This window comes from Mesorhizobium sp. ANAO-SY3R2 (assembly GCF_042466635.1).
Taxonomy (GTDB): Bacteria; Pseudomonadota; Alphaproteobacteria; order Rhizobiales; family Rhizobiaceae; genus Aminobacter.
Genome location: NZ_CP159955.1, coordinates 654,609 through 672,205 on the forward strand (window position 1 = coordinate 654,609; position 17,597 = coordinate 672,205).

The window sequence follows — 17,597 nt, forward strand, 5'->3', positions numbered from 1 at the left end:
GCCGATCCGCGATAACAGCCTCGCTGCTACAGCCAACGGCTTTGGGATCGAAATGCGAAACCTTGTGATCAGTTCGACGGTCGTTCTGCTCGCAGCACTTTCGCTTGGTTCTGCCGAAGCTCGCCCGCACGGGAGCCGGACGAACGCAAGGACCGAACAGTGCAACAGGCTGCAGCAGCAGTTTACGCACGCAATTACCGAACACGCCGAGGCAAAACGGGCCGCCGAGGCGAAGGCGCTTCAGAAAAAGGCGATGAAATTCTGCGCTGGCGAGAAGCAGGCCCAGGGCATCCGCGCCTATGCGACAGCACTGAAGATGCTTGGAGAACAGCCGATAGAACCGTGATCGGCCAAGCTCAAACCAGGCCCATGTGAAAGAAGGAAAGCGACCATGACCGTCAATAAACCTCTCTTGAGCGCACTTGGCGTGGCCGTTGCTCTGGCCCTCTCCGCACCCATGGCCAGCGCAGCCGGCTATGGCGGCGGCACCAGCACGCCGCCGTCCACGACGCAGACGATGAAGTCGACCACGACCGCTCCGGTCGTGAAGAAGAACAAGCATCACAAGAAGCAGAAGCATCACAAGAAGCCGGCCGCATCCTCGACGGCAAAGCCTGCCTCGCCCATGTAACTGTCGGTCTCCGCATCAATCCGCCCTGGCAAGCCGCAACTCCAGGGCGGATTTTCTTTGCCTCGTCGGCTAAGCGTTCAGGCTCGCCGCCAGCAGCGTCAGGCCGAGCAGCATGACCAGTGCCGCGCCGCCGATTTCCACGGCATTGTGGACGCGGTTGCCGGCACGGCCGTCGCCGGCGATCGCGACCGCCCAGTTTTTCGCCGTCACCGCGAGCGTGGCAAGGGCTGAGACTGTGATCGCCGTGCCCAGAGCCATGGCGAACACCGACAGGATGCCGCCCGCCCACAGGCCGTTGAGGAAGGCGAAACTGAGCACGATCAGCGCGCCGGAGCAGGGGCGTATGCCAACCGCCGCAACGGCCGTCCAGGCCGTCTTCCAGTCGAAGTGCTTCGCCTGCAGCAGGCTCGGGTCGGGGGCGTGCGAATGGCCGCAGGAACTGCAGATCTCGCCCTCGGCATGGTGATGATGTTCATGATCGTGGTGGTGATGGTGCCCGCAGCCGGCATGGTCATGTGTGTGCGCATGTGCCGCCGACAGGCTGTGGCCTGCGCCGCCGAGCACCATCGGCCGTAGCTTGCGCCACAAAAGCCAGGCGCCGAAGGCAGAAATCAGCGCATAGCTCACCGTTTCCAGGAACCACGTCGCATTGGTCATCGACACCGAGGTGCCGCGCAGCACCAGGAAGACCAGCGTCATCAGCACGATCGCCACTACACCTTGGAGGAAGGCCGAGACGAAGGACAGCATGATGCCGCGGCGCAGCGCCACCTCGTTGGCGAGCATGTAGGACGAAATCACCGCCTTGCCGTGGCCGGGACCGGCGGCGTGGAAGACGCCATAGGCGAAGGACAGGCCGACCAGCACCCACATGCCGCCGCCGCCGTCGCGCATCGCCTTCAACGAACCAGTCAGCGCGCGGTAGAATTGCTGCTGATGCACGTTGATCCAGTTGAGCAGGCCGGAAAACAGGCCGGTCGAGGGAGCAACGGCCTCGTTGGTGCCGATGCCGAGCGAGCTTTGCGCATGGGCGTGTCCGGCAAAGTGGCTGAGGACGTAGCTCAGCGCCAAAAGCGCGAACACCACGCGGATGGTCGTCTTCTTCACCGCATCACCCCTTGGCCTGGCAGTCGAGTTCGAGCCGTGTTGCAAAGATCTTGCTCATGTCGGTGCTGGCTGGATCTTCGAAGAAGGCGTCGGTCAGGCTGGCCTGGTTCTGCGCGATGGCCTCGTCGGGATCCGGACGGACGACTTTGCTGGTGCAGGTCGAAGGCAGGCCGGCGGCTGTGAGATTGGCATCCTCGGTGAATTCGAGCGCTGTATAGAACGTCGGGTCGTAGACCCCGAAGCCGATCTTGCCGGCGAGCTTCAACGGCTCCTTCGGCTCGGCCTCGAACAGGATGATCAACTGCTGGTCTTCGAAATAGGCCATCAGGTTGGCCGGTGGCTTCATCGCCACGTCCTTGCCGTCTGCGGTGATCACCTGGAAATAATTGTATTCGCCGATGGATTCGAAAACCGTCTTGGAGACTTCCGCGAGTTCGGAATCGTCGAGCTTGAGGTCGGAGTTCTTGTCGAATTCCATCAGCACCGTGCTCGAAAACAGGTCGTCGAAGCGCCAGAGATGGCGCAGCGATTTCACCGTGTTGTCGGTGCCGAGCATCACGTCGAGCCGTGCCTCGGCGAAGACGTGCGGGTGCGCGCTCGCCGGCACGGTCATGGGCACGAGGGCCGCAGTGGCCGAAGCCAGGATCACATGTCTGTTCAGTATCATTGCAATGGCGGTCCCGCAGTATGGGCGATGCCGACAGTTAGCAGAAACCGGGCGAAAGTAGGACCTCGTCGACGTTCACTGCGCCTTGTCGCAAGGATTGGTCTTGAACCACTGCACCAGGAAGTCGACGAACACGCGCACCTTGGCCGGCAGGTAGCGGCGGTGCGGGTAAACGGCAAAGATGCCGCCGCCGGACAGCCGCCGGTCGTCGAGTGCGGGCACGAGCCGACCGGCCTCGATGTCAGGGGCGGCGATGAAGTCCGGCAGGATGGCAAATCCGAGACCTGCGAGGGCCGCGGCCCGCGCCGCCAGCGGGCTGTTCACCTCCATCGGCCCGCTGACCGAGACGGTCATGGTATCGCCGGTATCACCGACGAAGGGCCAGTTGGACAGCCAGCGGCCATTGGTGTCGATGATGCAGGGCGCGTTGGCGAGGTCGGCGGGGCGCTGCGGCAGGCCGTATTTCTCGATCAGTTCCGGCGAGCCGCAGAGCCTGATCCCGAAGGGCGCCAGCCGGCGCGCGATCAGAGATGAGTTTTCCAGGCGGGAGATGCGGATGGCGAGGTCGAAGCCTTCTTCCACCAGATCGACGAAACGGTCGTCGAGATGGATCTCCAGCACGATGTCGGGATGCTCCTTGGCGAAGTCTATCAGCGAGTGCCCGATCGGGGCGTCGGCAAAGGTGCGCGGCGCCGAGAGCTTGATGCGGCCACGCACGTCACCAGAGGATTCGCGCACGGCGTCCGCCAGGCTGTCGACCTCGCGAATGATCTCCGAGGCACGGCGATAGTAGGTGTGCCCAGCCTCGGTGAGCGAGAACTGCCGGGTCGTGCGGTTGAGAAGCAGTGCGCCGAGCTCGTCCTCCAACTCGCGGACATATTTCGACAGAAGGGCCTTGGAGCGGCCGATCTTGCGCGCCGCAGCCGAAAACCCTTCGGCTTCGACCACGTCGATGAAGGCGCGCATGCGGGTCAGTGTGTCCATGCGCTCAACCCCTTGCCTGACCCGATGCGGCCGCAACGACCTGCCGTCCGAGCGCGATCAGCTGGAGGTCGCTTCCTGCCGGGCCAAGCAACGACAGGCCGAAAGGCGCGCCGTCGACCTTGCCGATGGGCAACGTGATCTGCGGGAAGCCGGACAGGCCGGAGAGGCAGAGCAGCCGCAACGCCCGCTCGCGATAGGCGAGCAGGTCGTCATGCGACCCGCTGGCAAAGGGAGCAGCCCCCGGCACGGTCGGCAGGACGAGGAAACCGTCCCGCCCCAGCAGTGCCGCCAGCTCCTTGCGCAAAGTGTGCCGCACCGCAGTCTCGGCTTTGTAGACCTTGGCATCGATGGTCGCACCAAAGGCAAAACGCTCCTTGACGCCGGGCCCGAGGTCGCGATCTCCAGACGAAATCCAGTCGCCATGTACCTGCCAGGCCTCGAAGGCCTGGATCTTGCGGAAACACCAATAGATCTCATCAGGCGACAGGGTGAGGGGCGTGGCTGCCGCGACCGGACCCAGCGCGCGCTCGGCAACCCCTCGTGTGCGTTCGTATTCCGCAGCTTCAGCCGGGCCGCTCGCCAGGGCGTCGAGCCAATCGAACGCGAGCGGGCGAACAAGCTTGTCCTCGTGGGCGTCCTTGCCGATGAGCAGCTTTGCCACCTTCTCGTAGATGTCGATATCCCTGGCGAACCAGCCGAAGGTGTCGAGGCTGGGGGCCAGCTTCATCGTGCCTTCGAGCGAAATCAGGCCGTGCGTCGTGCGCAGGCCGATCAGCCCGCAGAAGCTTGCCGGTGCGCGGATCGAGCCGCCGGTGTCGGAGCCGACGGAGATGTCGGCCAGTCCGGCTGCCACCGCCACCGCCGAGCCCGACGACGAGCCGCCGCTGACGCGGTTTGGCGCGGCTGGGTTGACCGGGTGCGGATAATGCGCGTTCTGGCCCATCAGCGAGAAGGCAAGCTCGTCGGTCTGGGTCTTGCCGACGAATCGCGCCCCGGCGTCGAGAATTGCCTGCACCGAAGGTGCTGTTGTTTCAGCGGCATCGCCGCTTGCTGCCTTTTGCAGGTTGCCGCAGCCGGTCACGATACCGGCTACGTCATAGATGTCCTTGACCGCCAGCCGTAGCCCGGCCAAGGGGCCTGTTTCGCTATTGGGAACAGTAGCTTGCTGTATAGCTAGGAAGGCATTGAAGGGGTCGGGCAAGGCAGTCATCGTTCGAAGCCTGTTTACAATGTTCCCAGCATTGTTCGACGAATGATTTTTTTCAACCCGTCATGAGATTTTAATTGATTGTGACGGGCGACGTCCATATATCCGCGCTTGCCCAAAGTCGCACGTGCCTGTGGGTGTCCGCCGATCCCTCGAATGGCGAGGAAATCGGTAAGGTAGCTGGAGCTAACCCCTCCAGTCGGTTTAGCGGCCAACCGCCAAATCGAGGACACCTTGAAGCAACGACGGTGCGGGCCTTTCTGGTTCTCTTCCGGCTGTCCAAAAGCCGGGGTTACTGAAGAGGCACACCCTCATTGCCGGCAGTGCGGAACGGGTCTTCCCATTTCCAAGCCAAGGCAGACAAAGCGAACCGAAGCCGGGCTGGCTTAGGTTCACCGCCGCGTGAAGCGCATTTATGGTTCCAGGGTCTCCACAGGCTGGTTCCATCAAATAGCGGTCATGTCTTTGTCCACCGCGGGATTCTGCGGCCGGGAACGGCCGACTCGCAGCTTGATGATTCTTGCGCGGCAGGACCGCGCGATGGAGAGACCTATGGCCACTCAGCGCATCCTCGACTTCCTCGCCACCCGACGTCCGACCGGTCCTTGCCTCGTCGTCGATCTCGATGTCGTGCGTGACAACTTCCAGGCCTTCGAGAAGGCTCTGCCCGAGTCGAAGATCTACTACGCCGTCAAGGCAAATCCGGCGCCGGAAATCCTGCGCCTGCTTGCTGGCATGGGCTCGTCCTTCGACACCGCTTCGGTCGCCGAGATCGAGATGGCGATGGACGCCGGCGCGCCCGCGGAGCGCATCTCCTTCGGCAACACGATCAAGAAGGAGCGCGATGTCGCGCGCGCCTTCGAACTCGGCATCCGTCTGTTTGCCGTCGATAGCGTCGAAGAGGTGGAGAAGGTCGCGCGTGCCGCTCCGGGCGCCCGCGTGTTCTGCCGTGTCTTGACCGATGGCGAAGGGGCCGAATGGCCGCTGTCGCGCAAGTTCGGCTGCGTGCCGGCGATGGCCGTCGATGTGCTGCGCCATGCCAAGGCGCTCGGGCTCGACGCCCATGGCGTGTCGTTCCACGTCGGCTCCCAGCAGACCGATCTTTCGGCCTGGGACCGTGCGCTGGCCGACGCCAAGATGGTGTTCGCCAAGCTTGCCGAAGAAGGCATCATGCTCGGCATGGTCAACATGGGCGGCGGGTTCCCGACGCGTTACCTGAAGGACGTGCCGGCGGCGCAGGCCTATGGCCAGGCGATCTTCGAGTACCTGAGCAAGCATTTCGGCAACAACATCCCGGAGACGATCATCGAGCCGGGTCGCGGCATGGTCGGCAATGCCGGCGTCATCAAGTCGGAAGTCGTGCTGATCTCCAAGAAGGCCGACAACGACAATGTGCGCTGGGTGTTCCTCGACATCGGCAAGTTCGGCGGTCTCGCCGAGACGATGGACGAGGCGATCCGCTACCCGATCGTGACCGAGCGGGATGGCGACGAGAAGTCTCCGTGCGTCCTCGCCGGACCGACCTGCGACTCGGCCGACGTCATGTACGAGAAGGCGCCGTACCCGCTGCCCCTGTCGCTGACCATCGGCGACGAGGTGCTGATCGAGGGCACCGGCGCCTACACGACGACCTATTCGTCGGTCGCCTTCAACGGCTTCGAGCCTCTCCGATCCTACGTGATCTGACGGCTCGCTAGCGGCGCATCGCGCCGGAGCCGATCAGATCACCCCGGCGGGCGTGCCATTCTGGTTGCGCATGATCCTACCTCGACCTGAGGTCTCGGATACATGCGCGGGCGCCCCCGGGTTCGCTTGTGGAACAGTTCTCCGCTCGTGAAGGATCGCGGAAGTGCATACTGAAGAAATCACCAAATCCTCGCCCGACTTCGTGGTCGAGGCCGAGACCGTCGCCGATATTGCGGCGCGCGAGGCTCTGCTCGACCGTGCCATGGGGCTGAAGCGGCGCAAGAAGTCGTCGGAGAAGCTGCGGCGTGGCCGTCGCCCGTCCGAAGGCCTGGCCTTCGTCGCGCGCGATAGCGCCGGCGCGGTCGTCGGCACCGTGCGGCTGTGGGATGGGCGTCTGGGCGAGGGCGGTCCCGCCGCACTGCTGCTTGGACCGCTAGCGGTCGATCAGACGATGAAGAGCGGCGGCATCGGCTCGGCGCTGATGCGTCACGCCATCGCCGAGGCCGGCAGGCTCGGCCATCGCGCCATCCTTCTGGTCGGCGATGCACCATACTATGCGCGCTTCGGCTTTTCGGCGGAGAAGACCGGCTCGCTGGCGATGCCCGGCCCCTATGAGCGCGAGCGCTTTCTGGCGCTCGAGCTGGTTGCGGGCGCTCTCGACGGCACGCGGGGCGCTCTCAAGGCCGCCGGCCACAAGCTCAGGGCCGAGCGGACGCGCCTGGCTGCATAAGCGCACAGGGCCATTGCGGCAATGCCGGGGACACAGAGATTCGGCACGCGGGCTTTGGCGCCCGGTACTTTCCGTTGCTGACAATGTCGGCCCCGCCGTAGTGGACGGGGCGCGACCTGGCAAACGGTATCAGCCGAGCAGCTTGCTCAGGCCCATCGCGACGGACATGTCGCCCTCGACCTTGATCTTGCCGGTCATGAACGCCATCGTCGGGTTCAGGTCGCCTGCAATCAGCGACTCCAGATTGTCGAGCGAGAGTTTTATGGTGCAGTCGGCGGGCGCGTCGGTGGTCGAAAGCGTGCCGCCGTCGATGACGATGACGCCGTCGCCGCCGGTGTCGAACTTGACCGAGCGGTCGAAGCCCAAGCTTTCCACCTTGGCCTTGATCTTGTCTGCGACTGCCTGAATGCCCATGGCTCTCTCCTGATCTTTGCCTGAAAGGCGCCCGAGGCGCCGTCTCCCCGGACCATTCCGGACAGCGCCGGCCAGTGTCAAAGGACCAGACAGCCTATACTTGCTAGTTGACGTTTACGTCAACGTAGTCCTGACGCGGCGGCACTGCATTCGGTTCTGCTCGGCGGCCTTCGTTCTTTGTGCGCCCATGTGGCGCACCTCACCCTAATGCGCTGGGGCGGGGGCAGGTTCCGGCGACTTGGCTGCCTCGGCAGCGGCCGCCTTGCGCTGGCGCCCCGCGTTGTCGCGGATGTCGTCGGGGGTCAGGAAATCGATCTGCTCGACCAGCACGTCATGCACCAGCTTGTCGCCGATACGGGCATTGATGCTGTCGCGGATGCCATTGCGAAACGCGTCGAGGTCGAGCGTGTCTTGTTTGGCGAAGTCGATCTGCGGGTTGCCGTAGAGATAGGTGTAGACTTGGTCGATGAGCAGCGCGTCCAGCGGTACCGCCAATTTCGCGACCTGCTTGGGTTCGACCGTGTAGACGAAGCGGGCAAGGAAGTAGCCCCGGATGCGCTCGCCCTTGACGAACGGAACCGAGATCACGTCGGTCTTGACGTAGTCCAGGCCGCCCAGCAACGGGCTTGCCGCCGCGACGGGCGGCCGGTTGGCCGCCGCCTGGAAGGAATAGAAGACCGCGCCGAGCGTCACGACGACGATCCACAGCACCGCCGCGATGAACTTGATCACCGCGCCCACCCGAATTCGTTGGCCGAATAGGTGCCGTCCGCCTCGGAGCGCTGGATGGCGTCCTTGAGCAGGGTGGCGACTTCGCTGACGGCGCTGAGGTGGGCGAGGATGGCGCGCTCATTGGCGACGAGCTTGTCGCGCAGGCGCTCGACACCAGCCTTGAGTTCGCCGGGGAAATCGCCTTCGACAAGTCCCTTGGTGGCGCGGGTCAGTTCGTACAGATAGCGGCTCTTGCGCGCGTTCGAAGCCTTGATGTCGAAGCGGACATCCGTGCGGATCGCCGCGGTTTCTTCTTCCACGGCTTCTTCGATGCGGTTGAGGATGACACCGAGATTGCCCGGCCGTGTCGTCTGCGCGGCGTCGATTACGTCAGCCATGGCCGGGAGGTGCGGCCGGTATTCGGAGTAGTCCGACATATTCTATCCTCTACGATTTGTTGTCAGTGGCGGAACCGGCATTGCCGCTTCCGAGCGACTGAACCATCTTCCGTTGCATTTCCTGGAGCAGCGCCGTTGCCTGGCTGGTCTGCTGATCGAGTGCCGCCTGGTCGGGGCCGCCGGAGACCACGCCCACGGGCACGACCTTCTCGTCCTTGATGTAGTGCTCGCGCGTCAGGGACTTGGCGATGCCGATTCCACCCGCCTCGGCAGTGGCGCCGGCGAGATGTTCGGCCATCATCGATTTCCACATGTCGCCAGCCATGCCCTTGCCGTAGACGCTCTCGGTGTTCTTCGGCAGCATGTTCTCGATGAAGGTCTGTAGTACCATCGCCTCGAAGCGCTTCATGCTTGCATCCGGCGCGGCTTGGTCGGGCTGGCGCGACAGGCCGCCAGTGCGGCTGGTCAAAGGCGCTTCTTCGCCGAGCGAAAAGGCGCCGGCGACGTTGCCGGTCCGGTTGACGAGTGCGGCGCGCGCGGCCTGGACGCCGGCCGGCTCGACGGCCTTGGCAACGTCCAGAATGATGTCGCTGGGGGGGGAGATCGCCAAAGCTCGCTCGCCTTCATTGGTTTCGATGCAGATGAATTAGTTTCGATGCAGATGATTGTGGAGGGTCAACCTTGTGGCAACCTTACTTGTCGTCACTACAGCGCCGCGCGTCCTTTTGGACGCGCAAAGGACGCTGTAGCACTTAGAATTTGTGCATGATCCTCTCCGAAAATCGCTTCTGATTTCGGGGTCATGCACTGGGCTTTCTTTCGATGATTTCAAGGCGTTCGCGGTCGGCGCTGTCGCGCTCGTCGCGCCGCCGCTCCTCGCGATAGGCGCGTTCGACCATGTTGGTTCGGGCCGTGGCGGTGGCGATCCTGCCGGCCTCGGCACTGGCCAGTTCGAGATTGTGCTGCTTCCGGGCTTGGGCGCTGGAGATGCGGCGATGATAGAGATCCGGGAAAAGCTGGGCGGTGTTGGTGGAGTTGCCGAAACTCTCCACCAGCGCATGCGCCTCGGTTTCCGCGGCAATTGCCTGCGCCACGAAGCCGGCGTGACGGGTCTCGTGCAGTGCCTTGAGCTGTTCCTGCACCACGACCAGTTTCTTCAACCTGTCTCTGCGCGAAGCCATTTCTATCTTCCGATCGTGATGTCAGCGAAGCCGTCAGCGAACAGGCTGAGCAGGTTGCCGATGCCGAAATAGATGAGGATCAGCCCGCCTGCGATGACGAAGGGCAGCGAGATGAAGTAGACCGGGATCTGTGGTGTCAGTTTGTTGACGAAGCCGATCGTCAGATTGACCAGGATGGCATAGGCGATGAACGGACTGCCAAGCCGCAGCACCACCATGAAACTCTCCGCCAGCGTGTCGGTGACATCGACGAGTGCTGCCTGCGGGTTGAAGAACAGGTTGACCGGCGCGACCTGGTAGGAGGCGACCAGTGCGCGAACGATCTCGTGGTGGAAATTGAAGGCGAAAAGCAGCAGCAGCGCCGAAATCGAGATGATCGAGGCGAGAGGAGCCTGAGGCTCGTTCTCTTCGATGGCGTGTCCGCCGACGCCGCCGAAGCCGATCAGCATGGCGATGCCCGAGCCCATGAACATCAGCGCAAGCATATAGAGCCGCGCCATCAGGCCGATCAGGCCGCCGATCAGAAGCTCCGAGGCGATCATCGGCATCAGCACGCCCGGGCGGGCGTCGACGAAGGGGTATATCTGGTCCCACAAATGGACCAGCAGGCCGCCGGTAGCGGCGACGGCGACGAACAGCCTGACATGGACGGGCACGCGCACGCTCGACAGCCCCGGCATCAACATGAAACAGCCGCCGATCCGGCAGAAGGCGAGGAACGCCGCAAGGACGAACCCTTGCGCGGCGATGTTCATGAGATGGTTCCGAGTACGCGCAACTCGATGCCCTTGGCGATCTCGACGTGGCTGAGCACCGGCAAAGTCGGGAACAGCCGCTCGATGATCATGCGGACATAGGGCCGTGCATCGGGAGCGGTGACGAGCACGAAGCGCTCGCCGGTTTCAAGATGGGTACGGATCGCCTTCGAGGCATCCTGGCCGAATTCCTCGAGCTGGCGCGGATCGATGTCGAACTCGCGCACCTCGCCCTTGGGGTCGCGCTTGAGGCTCTGGTGGAAGGCGAGATCCCAGCGATTGCCGAGGCGCAGGACCTTGAGCACGCCGCTTTCGCTGAGGTCGCCGCAAATCTGCTGGGCCATGCGGATGCGGACATGCTCGACGATCTGTTCGGTGCGGCGGACATGCGGCGAGATCTCGGCGATCGCTTCGATGATCAGATGGAGATTGCGGATCGACACGCGCTCGGCAAGCAGAAGCTTCAGTACTGCCTGCAGGCCGGGATAGGTGATGTGCGATGAGCAGATCTCGTCGGCAAGCTTGCGGTATTCGGGGTCCTGGCGTTCGAGCAGGGCCTTCATGTCCTTGTAGGAGAGAAGCTGCGGCAGGTTGTTGCGGATCACCTCGGAAAGATGGGTGAGCAGTACCGACATGTTGTCGGCATAGGTGAGATGCTCGCGCTTCAGATCTTCGGCGAAGGAATCGAGCACCGAATAGGCGCGCATGCCGAAGGCGGGTTCGCGCACTTCCTCGCCCGGAATGTCGGGCAGGGGACGCGAGCCGAGCAGCACCATGATCTCGCCGACGCGCATCTGGTATTCGGCGACCACCGTGCCGTGGACCTTGATCTGGTAGCTCTTGGGCGGGATCGAGAAATCGTCGGTCAGCCGCACCTCGGGCACCACGAAGCCGTATTGGGTAGCGAACTTCTTGCGCATCTTGGCCATGCGGAAGGCGAGTTCCTGATGCGAAGCGACCAGGCGCGTCGACAGCTGCTTGCCGATCAGCAGTTCGATCTCGGCGGTGGCCAGCGAGGATTTGACCGAGTCTTTCTCTTCCGCGACCTTGTCGGCCTCAGCCTTTTGCTTTTCCGCGTCGGCCTCGGCCATGCGGCGCTTGTGCTGCATCGGGATGACGTAGCCGAGTGTTGCCATGGCGCCGGCGAGCGACACGAACGGGAGCATCGGCAGGCCGGGCATCAGCGCCAGCAGCATGAGCAGCGATGCGGCGACGAAGAGCGCGCGCGGATAGGCGCCGAGCTGGCCGAAGACGGCCTGGTCAGCCGAGCCGCGCGTGCCGCCCTTGGAGACGAGCAGGCCGGCGGCCAGCGAAACGATCAGCGCCGGAATCTGGGTGACCAGGCCGTCGCCGACCGACAGCTTGATGAACACGTCGGCGGCTTCGCCCATGCTCATGTCGTGGCGGAAATAGCCGATGGCGATGCCGCCGACGATGTTGATGGCAGTGATCATCAGGCCGGCGATGGCGTCGCCGCGGACGAATTTCGAGGCACCGTCCATCGAGCCGAAGAAGGAGCTTTCCTCTTCCAGTTCACGGCGGCGCAGCTGGGCGGTCTTGTCGTCGATCATGCCGGCGGACAGGTCGGCGTCGATCGACATCTGCTTGCCGGGGATGGCGTCGAGGGTGAAGCGCGCGCCGACTTCGGCGATACGGGTCGCACCCTTGGTGATGACGATGAAGTTCACCACGATGAGGATCATAAAGACGATCAGGCCGATGACGAAGTCGCCCGACATGACCAGGTTGGAAAAGCCCGAGATGACGTAGCCGGCGGCGTGGGTGCCCTCGTTGCCATGCGACAGGATCATGCGCGTGGTGGCGATGTTGAGCGACAGGCGCAGCATCGTCGCGATCAGCAGCACGGTCGGGAACGACGAGAAGTCGAGCGGCCGCTGGATCCACAGCGCGACCATCAGGATCAGCACCGAAATCGCGATGGAGAAGGCCAGGCCAACGTCGATCAGGAATGCCGGGATCGGCAGGAACAGGACGGCGAGGATGACGACGATGCCGAGCGCGAAAAAGACGTCGCGGGCATTTCGCTTCGGGGCGCCGATGCCCGTGATGGTTTCGCTGATCGCCATGGTTTACCCGATCGAATCCTGCCGCAAGCCCATGCCACGGCGCGCTGACCCTATGTCGCCAAGCTTGCGCGAGGGTGGGAGAGGGGCGGTGAACTCTCGAGCGCCTGTCATACCGGGCGACGAGCGCAGCGAGGAGACTAGGGACCCATTGATCGGCGCGGCCGGGTTCTCACTACGCACGGCCTACGCCAAGGCGAGGACCCGGCCGCGTCAGACGATGTTCCAGTCAATGGGTCCCGGATAGCCTACGCTTCGCTCCGGCTTCCGGGATGACGGCGCCTGCGTTTGCGCGAAGCCTATTCACTGCCACGCCCCGTTTCCGGTCTGGCCATTGTCAAAGAGCACTCCCTTGTCGGGAGGTGTTCGGGAAGCGGGGCGCGAGGCCGTGCCTTCCGATAGTCTTTTGTGTGGCGCGACGTTCGCGCCCCGCCCGGCTGCTTGCCCCGCTCAGTCGCCTCGGCATTTCCGCCGCCAGCCGCCGCAAGGCCCGGGCTTGGGGGTGAAACACCCAGTGAGAGAACCGACCTCCCACCAGCCCGGCACCGGCGCTTCCCCCCGATGCCCGGTGCGCAGCCGGGGTCCCGTGGAAGATCGCGAGGATGATGATACGGTGGGTTTTGAAGGCGTGGAAAAACGGGGGCGTTTATCCACGCTGACTGCTGACAGACTTCCTGACAAGACAATTAAAAAAAAGCGGCTTCGACAGCAGGGACCGTCAGCGCAGTGATCGAAAACGCTGGATGTGTAGTGGTCAGGAATTGATGCCTGGACAGTGCAGCTTCAGATCAGCCTCTGGCCATTTTGGGGAGTGTCTTCGCAAAGGGAGTGGACGCTCCATGCCCAATGCCGCCCTTATGCAGGCGCATAGACTTCTCAGTAGCGGTGCGCGCGGAAAGCATGTTTGTTGGGGGGGCCGTATTGAGCTTGAGGACTGCAATGAAACACGCGAGTAGCCTTCACCCGCTTCATCTCTTCTACACCCTGAAGGTGGCCCGCTATTTCGGAAGCGAATTCGTCCGCGTCGGTGCGAAGGCTCCAAAGGTGCGTATCTGCTATACCAATTCGGGCAATCCGCCACGGGATGTGCTGATCGAACGAAGCGGGCAGCAGTTTACATTGGTTGTCGAGGAAGCCGCGGAGCGCGGCTTCGCCCGATCCATGCGCCGGGTGGTTTGTGCCTATGCCTATTGGCTAAGCCTGTGCCCGCCGGAAGTGACAGGGATCACCGTCAATGCGTCCGATGGCGAAGTCGTTTCCAATGCCCGGTTCGCGGCCTCGGTGCGCTTTCCGCAACATGTGGGTTTGCCCGACCCGCATTTTTTCCAGAACTACGGCTTCGCCAGCGAACTGGAGGCCGGCAAATCCGCGCCAGGCTGGGATGATCGTTCAGATAAGATTGTCTGGCGCGGGGGCATGAACGGTTGCGGCTGGGTCGGCTTTTCGCCTGAAGACGCGGACAATGAGGCCGTGCAGCAAAGGCTCCGGATGGCCATGCGTCTCAAGGACAAACCAGGGCTGGACGTCCGCTTCTCAGAGTTGCATCAGTCGGCGGCTGCGTTCGGCCCTTACTTGCTGCGGCAAGGGCTGTTGGGCGAGCATAAGCCGGCCCGGAGTTGGCTTGGGCACAAATTCGCCATCGATATCGACGGCTATACCAACACCTGGTCGAACCTGCTGGTGCGGATGCTCTATGGGTGCTGCGTCCTCAAGGTCGCGTCGCAGTTCGGCTTCCGGCAATGGTACTATGACGAGATCAAGCCTTTCGAGCACTATGTGCCGGTATCCGCCGACATGGCCGACTTTGCCGAAAAGATCGAATGGGTGCGCAGCCATGCTGCCGAGGCCAAGGCCATAGCGGAGAGGGGGCAAGCGCTGGCGCGGACCTTGACGTTCGCAAGCCAGGCGCGCCGCGCGGCATCCCTCATCGAGGAGCACTGGGATCGGGACATCCCGTCCGTACCGCGGGCCGTTTGACCTTGCCGCAAAGTCCAACAGGCAGAACCGTTCCATCAGGCGATGAACGACTCCAACTGGCCGACGCCATTGGGGAGGTGTAGTGTGGGGAGGTCCGGCGATATCCCCACAACATCGCCTGCGCATTCCCAGCATCCAAGCTCAGCGACTGTCTTTTCGTAGGTAAGTTCCGACAAGGAGGTACCATGTCCGGCATACATCGACGAGACGTTCTGTTGGCAACCGCCGGCTTCACGGCAGCAGCTCTGGCAGCGTCAAATCCGGCCGAGGCCGGCGATCCGAGCTTCATGAACAACGTCCCCGACCCGGCGCTGTCAGGCAACGAACTGCCGACGTTCAAGTTTGCTCTCGACAAGTCCGAGGGCAAGGTCGTCGGCAACAGCTTTGGCAAGGAAGCGACCGTCACCCAGTTGCCCATCTCCAAGGGCATTGCAGGCGTCTCCATGCGCCTCGAACCGGGGGTGATGCGCGAACTTCACTGGCATGCAACCGCGGCCGAATGGGCCTTCGTCCTCGATGGGCGCGTCCGGACCACGGTGATCGATCCGCAAGGGCGCGCAGAGACAAACGATTTCGAGGTCGGCGACGTCTGGTATTTTCCGCGCGGGCACGGCCACATGCTGCAGTGCCTGGGCGACAAGCCCTGTCATTTCATTCTCATCTTCGACAACGGGTACTTCTCCGAGTTCGGCACGTTCAGCATCACTGACTGGATGGGCCACGCGCCAAAACCCCTGTTGGCCAAGGCCTTTGGCATGCCGGAGGGGGCGTTCGACGCGTTTCCCAAGGAGGAGGTGTATTTCGCCCGCGGGCCCCTGCCTCCCGAAGATGCCGCAGCACCGCTTCAAGGGTGGAAACTGCCGCCCGAGACGCACAAGTACCGTCTGCTTGCCCAGGCACCCCACGGAGTCTACCCGGGAGGCCGCGAGTGGCGTGTCGACTCTGGGCGGTTCCCGATCTCGAAGACGATTACAGGTGTGGTTCTCGACCTGGAGCCAGGGGCGCTACGGGAACTGCATTGGCATCCCAACGCCGACGAGTGGCAATACGTCATCGATGGCCAGATCAACGTCACCCTGTTCGGGTCGCACGGGCGGTTCCGCGCCGAGACACTGGACAAGGGAGATGTCGGCTACATTCCGCAAGGATACGGGCACTCGATCGAGAATGTGGGCGACACACCGGCCCGCATCCTGATCGGGCTCAACGCCGGCATCTATGAGGCGATCGATCTGTCGCAGTGGATCGCGGGCAACCCGGCCGATGTGCTGGCCACCAATTTCGGCCAGCCGGCCGAGTTGTTCGGGAAGTTCCCCGAACGCGACGTATTCCTCAGCGATGGGAAAGGTCCTGGCTGACAAGACCGTCGACGGACGGCCCTCAATGCAGGTCGATCGGCCCCTTGGGGGCCACGACGGTCGCAGACAGGCTGGTCGGACGTTCGATCAGGCGGTGGACGCGCGGCGGCTGGGCGCCGCTGTGCAGTGCGCGTAGCGTGTCGCCGATCTCGGCGTCGGCGTGGGTGGCGCGCTGGTTGTGGCGGACATATTCGAGCCAGGTCGGCGTATGGTAGGTCTCGACCCAGATTTCGGGGTTCTCCATGTCGCGCGACAGCGTCCAGTGGCGCGCGCCGTCGCGGCGGCGCACGCGCCGGCGTTCGGCCATGGCGTCGAGGAAGGCGGGCACGTCCTCCTCGCGGATGATGAACTCGATGACGATGGTGATCGGGCCGCTGCGCGGCCGCACGTCGAGGGCGAGATGGGGTTCGCGAAAGCGGTTGAGCGGGTCGAGATTGAGGGCGGTCTGCTCGGGCAGCGGTAGCAACAGCCCGATGGCCGCACCCGCCAGCATGACGATGCCGGCAACGACCAGCGCAGTCGCTGCGCCATGGCTGTCGGCGATCAGGCCCCAGACCCAGCTGCCAAGCGCCATGCCGCCGAACGTCGCCATCTGGTAGATCGACAGCGCCCGCCCGACGACCCAGCGCGGCGTCGACATCTGCACGGTGATGTTGAAATGCGACAGCGCTAGCACCCAGCACGCGCCGCCAAGCAGCAGGCCGGCACTCGTCAGCCAGGCGTTGGTGCTCCAGGCGGCAAGCCAGCTGGTCAGAGCAAAGCCGAGGAAGGCCGAGCGCACGATCGCCTCGCTGCTCATGTCGCGGCGGATGCGGCCGCTGATCAGGGCGCCGCCTACCGCGCCGAGGCCGAAGGCGCCGAGCATGGCGCCATAGGTCAGCGGGCCGCCATGGACGAGATCGCGCGCCACCAGTGGCAGCAGCGCCTGGGCGATGACCGCGGTGAAGCCGAAGACGAAGCTGCGCACCAGCACCTTGGCGATGTTGGGCGACATGGCGACGTAGCGCAGGCCCGCTCCCATGGCCTGGCCGAGCGTTTCGCGCGGCAACGGATTGCGGGGAACCTCCGGGCGCCAGCGGAACAGCACGAAGATCAGCGCAAAATAGCTGAAGGTGTTCACCGCGAACGCTGCGGCAGCACCTGCGGCGGCGACGATGATGCCGCCGATGGCCGGGCCGACGCTGCGCGTCATGTTGAAGCCCATCGAATTGAGCGCGACAGCGGCCGGCATGTCCTGGCGCGGCACCATGTCGCCGACCGAGGCCTGCCAGGACGGATTGTTGAGCGCGGTGCCGCAGCCGATCAGGAAGGTGAAGAAGAGCAGCAGCCAGGGCGTGATCAGCCCGAGATAGGCGACGAGGGTGAGAAGTGCCGAGACCACGAACATGAAGCACTGCGCGGTCAGCATGACACGGCGCCGGTCGAAGCTGTCGGCCAGCGCGCCCGAGACCAGCGAAAACAGCATGATCGGCAGCGTCACTGAGGCCTGGACGAGGGCGACCATGTCGGAAGAGGTGGCGATCGAGGTCATCAGCCAGGCCGCGCCGACCGACTGGATCAGCCCGCCGAAATTGGACGCAAGGCTGGCGAACCAGACGTTGCGAAACGTGCTGATCCTGAACGGTGCAAGCGTCGAGCCCTGCTCGAACTTGTGATCGTCGTCCATGCGCCGAATCCGGTCGAGCCGGTTACCCTTGTGTCAAACGT

The 17,597-nt window shown here is 63.7% G+C and carries 18 protein-coding genes; 6 read left to right on the forward strand and 12 right to left on the reverse strand.

The window, feature by feature from the left end:
• Positions 1 to 52 precede the first annotated feature (52 nt).
• Positions 53 to 346, forward strand: a complete 294-nt coding sequence (locus tag ABSY17_RS07910) for a hypothetical protein (RefSeq protein WP_378948900.1) — start codon at positions 53 to 55, stop codon at positions 344 to 346.
• A 45-nt stretch (positions 347 to 391) separates the two neighbouring features.
• On the forward strand, positions 392 to 631 hold the full coding sequence (locus ABSY17_RS07915; protein WP_378948903.1) for a hypothetical protein: 240 nt from the start codon (positions 392 to 394) through the stop codon (positions 629 to 631).
• A 69-nt stretch (positions 632 to 700) separates the two neighbouring features.
• Here the strand turns inward: ABSY17_RS07915 and ABSY17_RS07920 are convergent, their stop codons facing one another.
• From ABSY17_RS07920 to ABSY17_RS07935, 4 genes are all read right to left on the reverse strand, one after another.
• Positions 701 to 1,738 (reverse strand): nickel/cobalt transporter, encoded by a 1,038-nt coding sequence (locus ABSY17_RS07920; protein WP_378948906.1) that lies wholly within the window; start codon positions 1,736 to 1,738, stop codon positions 701 to 703.
• Between the two features lie 4 nt (positions 1,739 to 1,742).
• Entirely contained in the window at positions 1,743 to 2,405 is a 663-nt protein-coding gene (locus tag ABSY17_RS07925; protein ID WP_378948908.1) for a DUF1007 family protein, read from the reverse strand.
• Positions 2,406 to 2,480: 75 nt separating this feature from the next.
• A complete protein-coding gene (locus ABSY17_RS07930; protein ID WP_378948911.1) occupies positions 2,481 to 3,389 on the reverse strand; it encodes a LysR family transcriptional regulator in 909 nt (302 codons plus the stop codon).
• Between the two features lie 4 nt (positions 3,390 to 3,393).
• The gene (locus ABSY17_RS07935) at positions 3,394 to 4,599 is read right to left on the reverse strand and encodes an amidase (RefSeq protein WP_378948914.1); all 1,206 of its coding nucleotides are present in this window, start codon (positions 4,597 to 4,599) and stop codon (positions 3,394 to 3,396) included.
• Between the two features lie 549 nt (positions 4,600 to 5,148).
• Between ABSY17_RS07935 and odc2 the strand changes: the two genes are divergently transcribed.
• Positions 5,149 to 6,282, forward strand: coding sequence for an ornithine/lysine decarboxylase (gene odc2, locus ABSY17_RS07940; protein ID WP_378948917.1), 1,134 nt, complete (start codon positions 5,149 to 5,151; stop codon positions 6,280 to 6,282).
• A gap of 163 nt (positions 6,283 to 6,445) precedes the next feature.
• Positions 6,446 to 7,012, forward strand: coding sequence for a GNAT family N-acetyltransferase (locus ABSY17_RS07945; RefSeq protein WP_378948920.1), 567 nt, complete (start codon positions 6,446 to 6,448; stop codon positions 7,010 to 7,012).
• Positions 7,013 to 7,141: 129 nt separating this feature from the next.
• Here the strand turns inward: ABSY17_RS07945 and ABSY17_RS07950 are convergent, their stop codons facing one another.
• The 7 genes from ABSY17_RS07950 to flhA form a co-directional block, all read right to left on the reverse strand.
• Positions 7,142 to 7,426, reverse strand: a complete 285-nt coding sequence (locus ABSY17_RS07950; RefSeq protein WP_378948923.1) for an SCP2 sterol-binding domain-containing protein — start codon at positions 7,424 to 7,426, stop codon at positions 7,142 to 7,144.
• Between the two features lie 204 nt (positions 7,427 to 7,630).
• Positions 7,631 to 8,158: a hypothetical protein gene (locus tag ABSY17_RS07955; RefSeq protein WP_378948926.1), complete on the reverse strand. Its 528-nt coding sequence runs from the start codon at positions 8,156 to 8,158 to the stop codon at positions 7,631 to 7,633.
• Complete coding sequence (locus tag ABSY17_RS07960; RefSeq protein ID WP_378948928.1) at positions 8,155 to 8,574, reverse strand: hypothetical protein; 420 nt, start codon at positions 8,572 to 8,574, stop codon at positions 8,155 to 8,157. Before ABSY17_RS07960 ends, ABSY17_RS07955 begins: the two co-directional genes overlap by 4 nt.
• A 10-nt stretch (positions 8,575 to 8,584) precedes the next feature.
• Positions 8,585 to 9,145: a rod-binding protein gene (locus ABSY17_RS07965; RefSeq protein ID WP_378948931.1), complete on the reverse strand. Its 561-nt coding sequence runs from the start codon at positions 9,143 to 9,145 to the stop codon at positions 8,585 to 8,587.
• 190 nt (positions 9,146 to 9,335) lie between these two features.
• A complete protein-coding gene (locus ABSY17_RS07970; protein ID WP_378948938.1) occupies positions 9,336 to 9,716 on the reverse strand; it encodes a hypothetical protein in 381 nt (126 codons plus the stop codon).
• Positions 9,717 to 9,718: 2 nt separating this feature from the next.
• Positions 9,719 to 10,471 carry a flagellar biosynthetic protein FliR gene (fliR, locus tag ABSY17_RS07975; RefSeq protein ID WP_378948941.1) on the reverse strand — a complete coding sequence of 251 codons (753 nt, stop codon included), beginning with the start codon at positions 10,469 to 10,471 and terminating at the stop codon, positions 9,719 to 9,721.
• On the reverse strand, positions 10,468 to 12,558 hold the full coding sequence (gene flhA / locus ABSY17_RS07980) for a flagellar biosynthesis protein FlhA (protein ID WP_378948944.1): 2,091 nt from the start codon (positions 12,556 to 12,558) through the stop codon (positions 10,468 to 10,470). Before flhA ends, fliR begins: the two co-directional genes overlap by 4 nt.
• A gap of 936 nt (positions 12,559 to 13,494) precedes the next feature.
• On the opposite strand from flhA, the gene ABSY17_RS07985 reads away from it, so the two are divergent.
• Both ABSY17_RS07985 and ABSY17_RS07990 read left to right on the forward strand, forming a co-directional pair.
• Positions 13,495 to 14,532 carry a glycosyl transferase family 90 gene (locus tag ABSY17_RS07985; protein WP_378948947.1) on the forward strand — a complete coding sequence of 346 codons (1,038 nt, stop codon included), beginning with the start codon at positions 13,495 to 13,497 and terminating at the stop codon, positions 14,530 to 14,532.
• Positions 14,533 to 14,717: 185 nt separating this feature from the next.
• A complete protein-coding gene (locus ABSY17_RS07990; RefSeq protein ID WP_378948950.1) occupies positions 14,718 to 15,890 on the forward strand; it encodes a cupin domain-containing protein in 1,173 nt (390 codons plus the stop codon).
• A gap of 22 nt (positions 15,891 to 15,912) precedes the next feature.
• On the opposite strand, the gene ABSY17_RS07995 is transcribed toward ABSY17_RS07990, so the two are convergent.
• Positions 15,913 to 17,556 (reverse strand): MFS transporter, encoded by a 1,644-nt coding sequence (locus ABSY17_RS07995; RefSeq protein WP_378948953.1) that lies wholly within the window; start codon positions 17,554 to 17,556, stop codon positions 15,913 to 15,915.
• Between the last annotated feature and the right edge of the window lie 41 nt (positions 17,557 to 17,597).

Bases quoted from the DNA above. Each gene is read 5' to 3' on its own strand.
- flhA (WP_378948944.1), bottom strand. From the start codon at position 12,558: ATGGCGATCAGCGAAACCATCACGGGCATCGGCGCCCCGAAGCGAAAT.
- ABSY17_RS07990 (WP_378948950.1), top strand. From the start codon at position 14,718: ATGTCCGGCATACATCGACGAGACGTTCTGTTGGCAACCGCCGGCTTC.
- ABSY17_RS07930 (WP_378948911.1), bottom strand. From the start codon at position 3,389: ATGGACACACTGACCCGCATGCGCGCCTTCATCGACGTGGTCGAAGCC.
- fliR (WP_378948941.1), bottom strand. From the start codon at position 10,471: ATGAACATCGCCGCGCAAGGGTTCGTCCTTGCGGCGTTCCTCGCCTTC.
- ABSY17_RS07915 (WP_378948903.1), top strand. From the start codon at position 392: ATGACCGTCAATAAACCTCTCTTGAGCGCACTTGGCGTGGCCGTTGCT.
- ABSY17_RS07910 (WP_378948900.1), top strand. From the start codon at position 53: ATGCGAAACCTTGTGATCAGTTCGACGGTCGTTCTGCTCGCAGCACTT.
- ABSY17_RS07985 (WP_378948947.1), top strand. From the start codon at position 13,495: ATGAAACACGCGAGTAGCCTTCACCCGCTTCATCTCTTCTACACCCTG.
- ABSY17_RS07995 (WP_378948953.1), bottom strand. From the start codon at position 17,556: ATGGACGACGATCACAAGTTCGAGCAGGGCTCGACGCTTGCACCGTTC.
- ABSY17_RS07950 (WP_378948923.1), bottom strand. From the start codon at position 7,426: ATGGGCATTCAGGCAGTCGCAGACAAGATCAAGGCCAAGGTGGAAAGC.
- odc2 (WP_378948917.1), top strand. From the start codon at position 5,149: ATGGCCACTCAGCGCATCCTCGACTTCCTCGCCACCCGACGTCCGACC.
- ABSY17_RS07970 (WP_378948938.1), bottom strand. From the start codon at position 9,716: ATGGCTTCGCGCAGAGACAGGTTGAAGAAACTGGTCGTGGTGCAGGAA.
- ABSY17_RS07925 (WP_378948908.1), bottom strand. From the start codon at position 2,405: ATGATACTGAACAGACATGTGATCCTGGCTTCGGCCACTGCGGCCCTC.
- ABSY17_RS07935 (WP_378948914.1), bottom strand. From the start codon at position 4,599: ATGACTGCCTTGCCCGACCCCTTCAATGCCTTCCTAGCTATACAGCAA.
- ABSY17_RS07960 (WP_378948928.1), bottom strand. From the start codon at position 8,574: ATGTCGGACTACTCCGAATACCGGCCGCACCTCCCGGCCATGGCTGAC.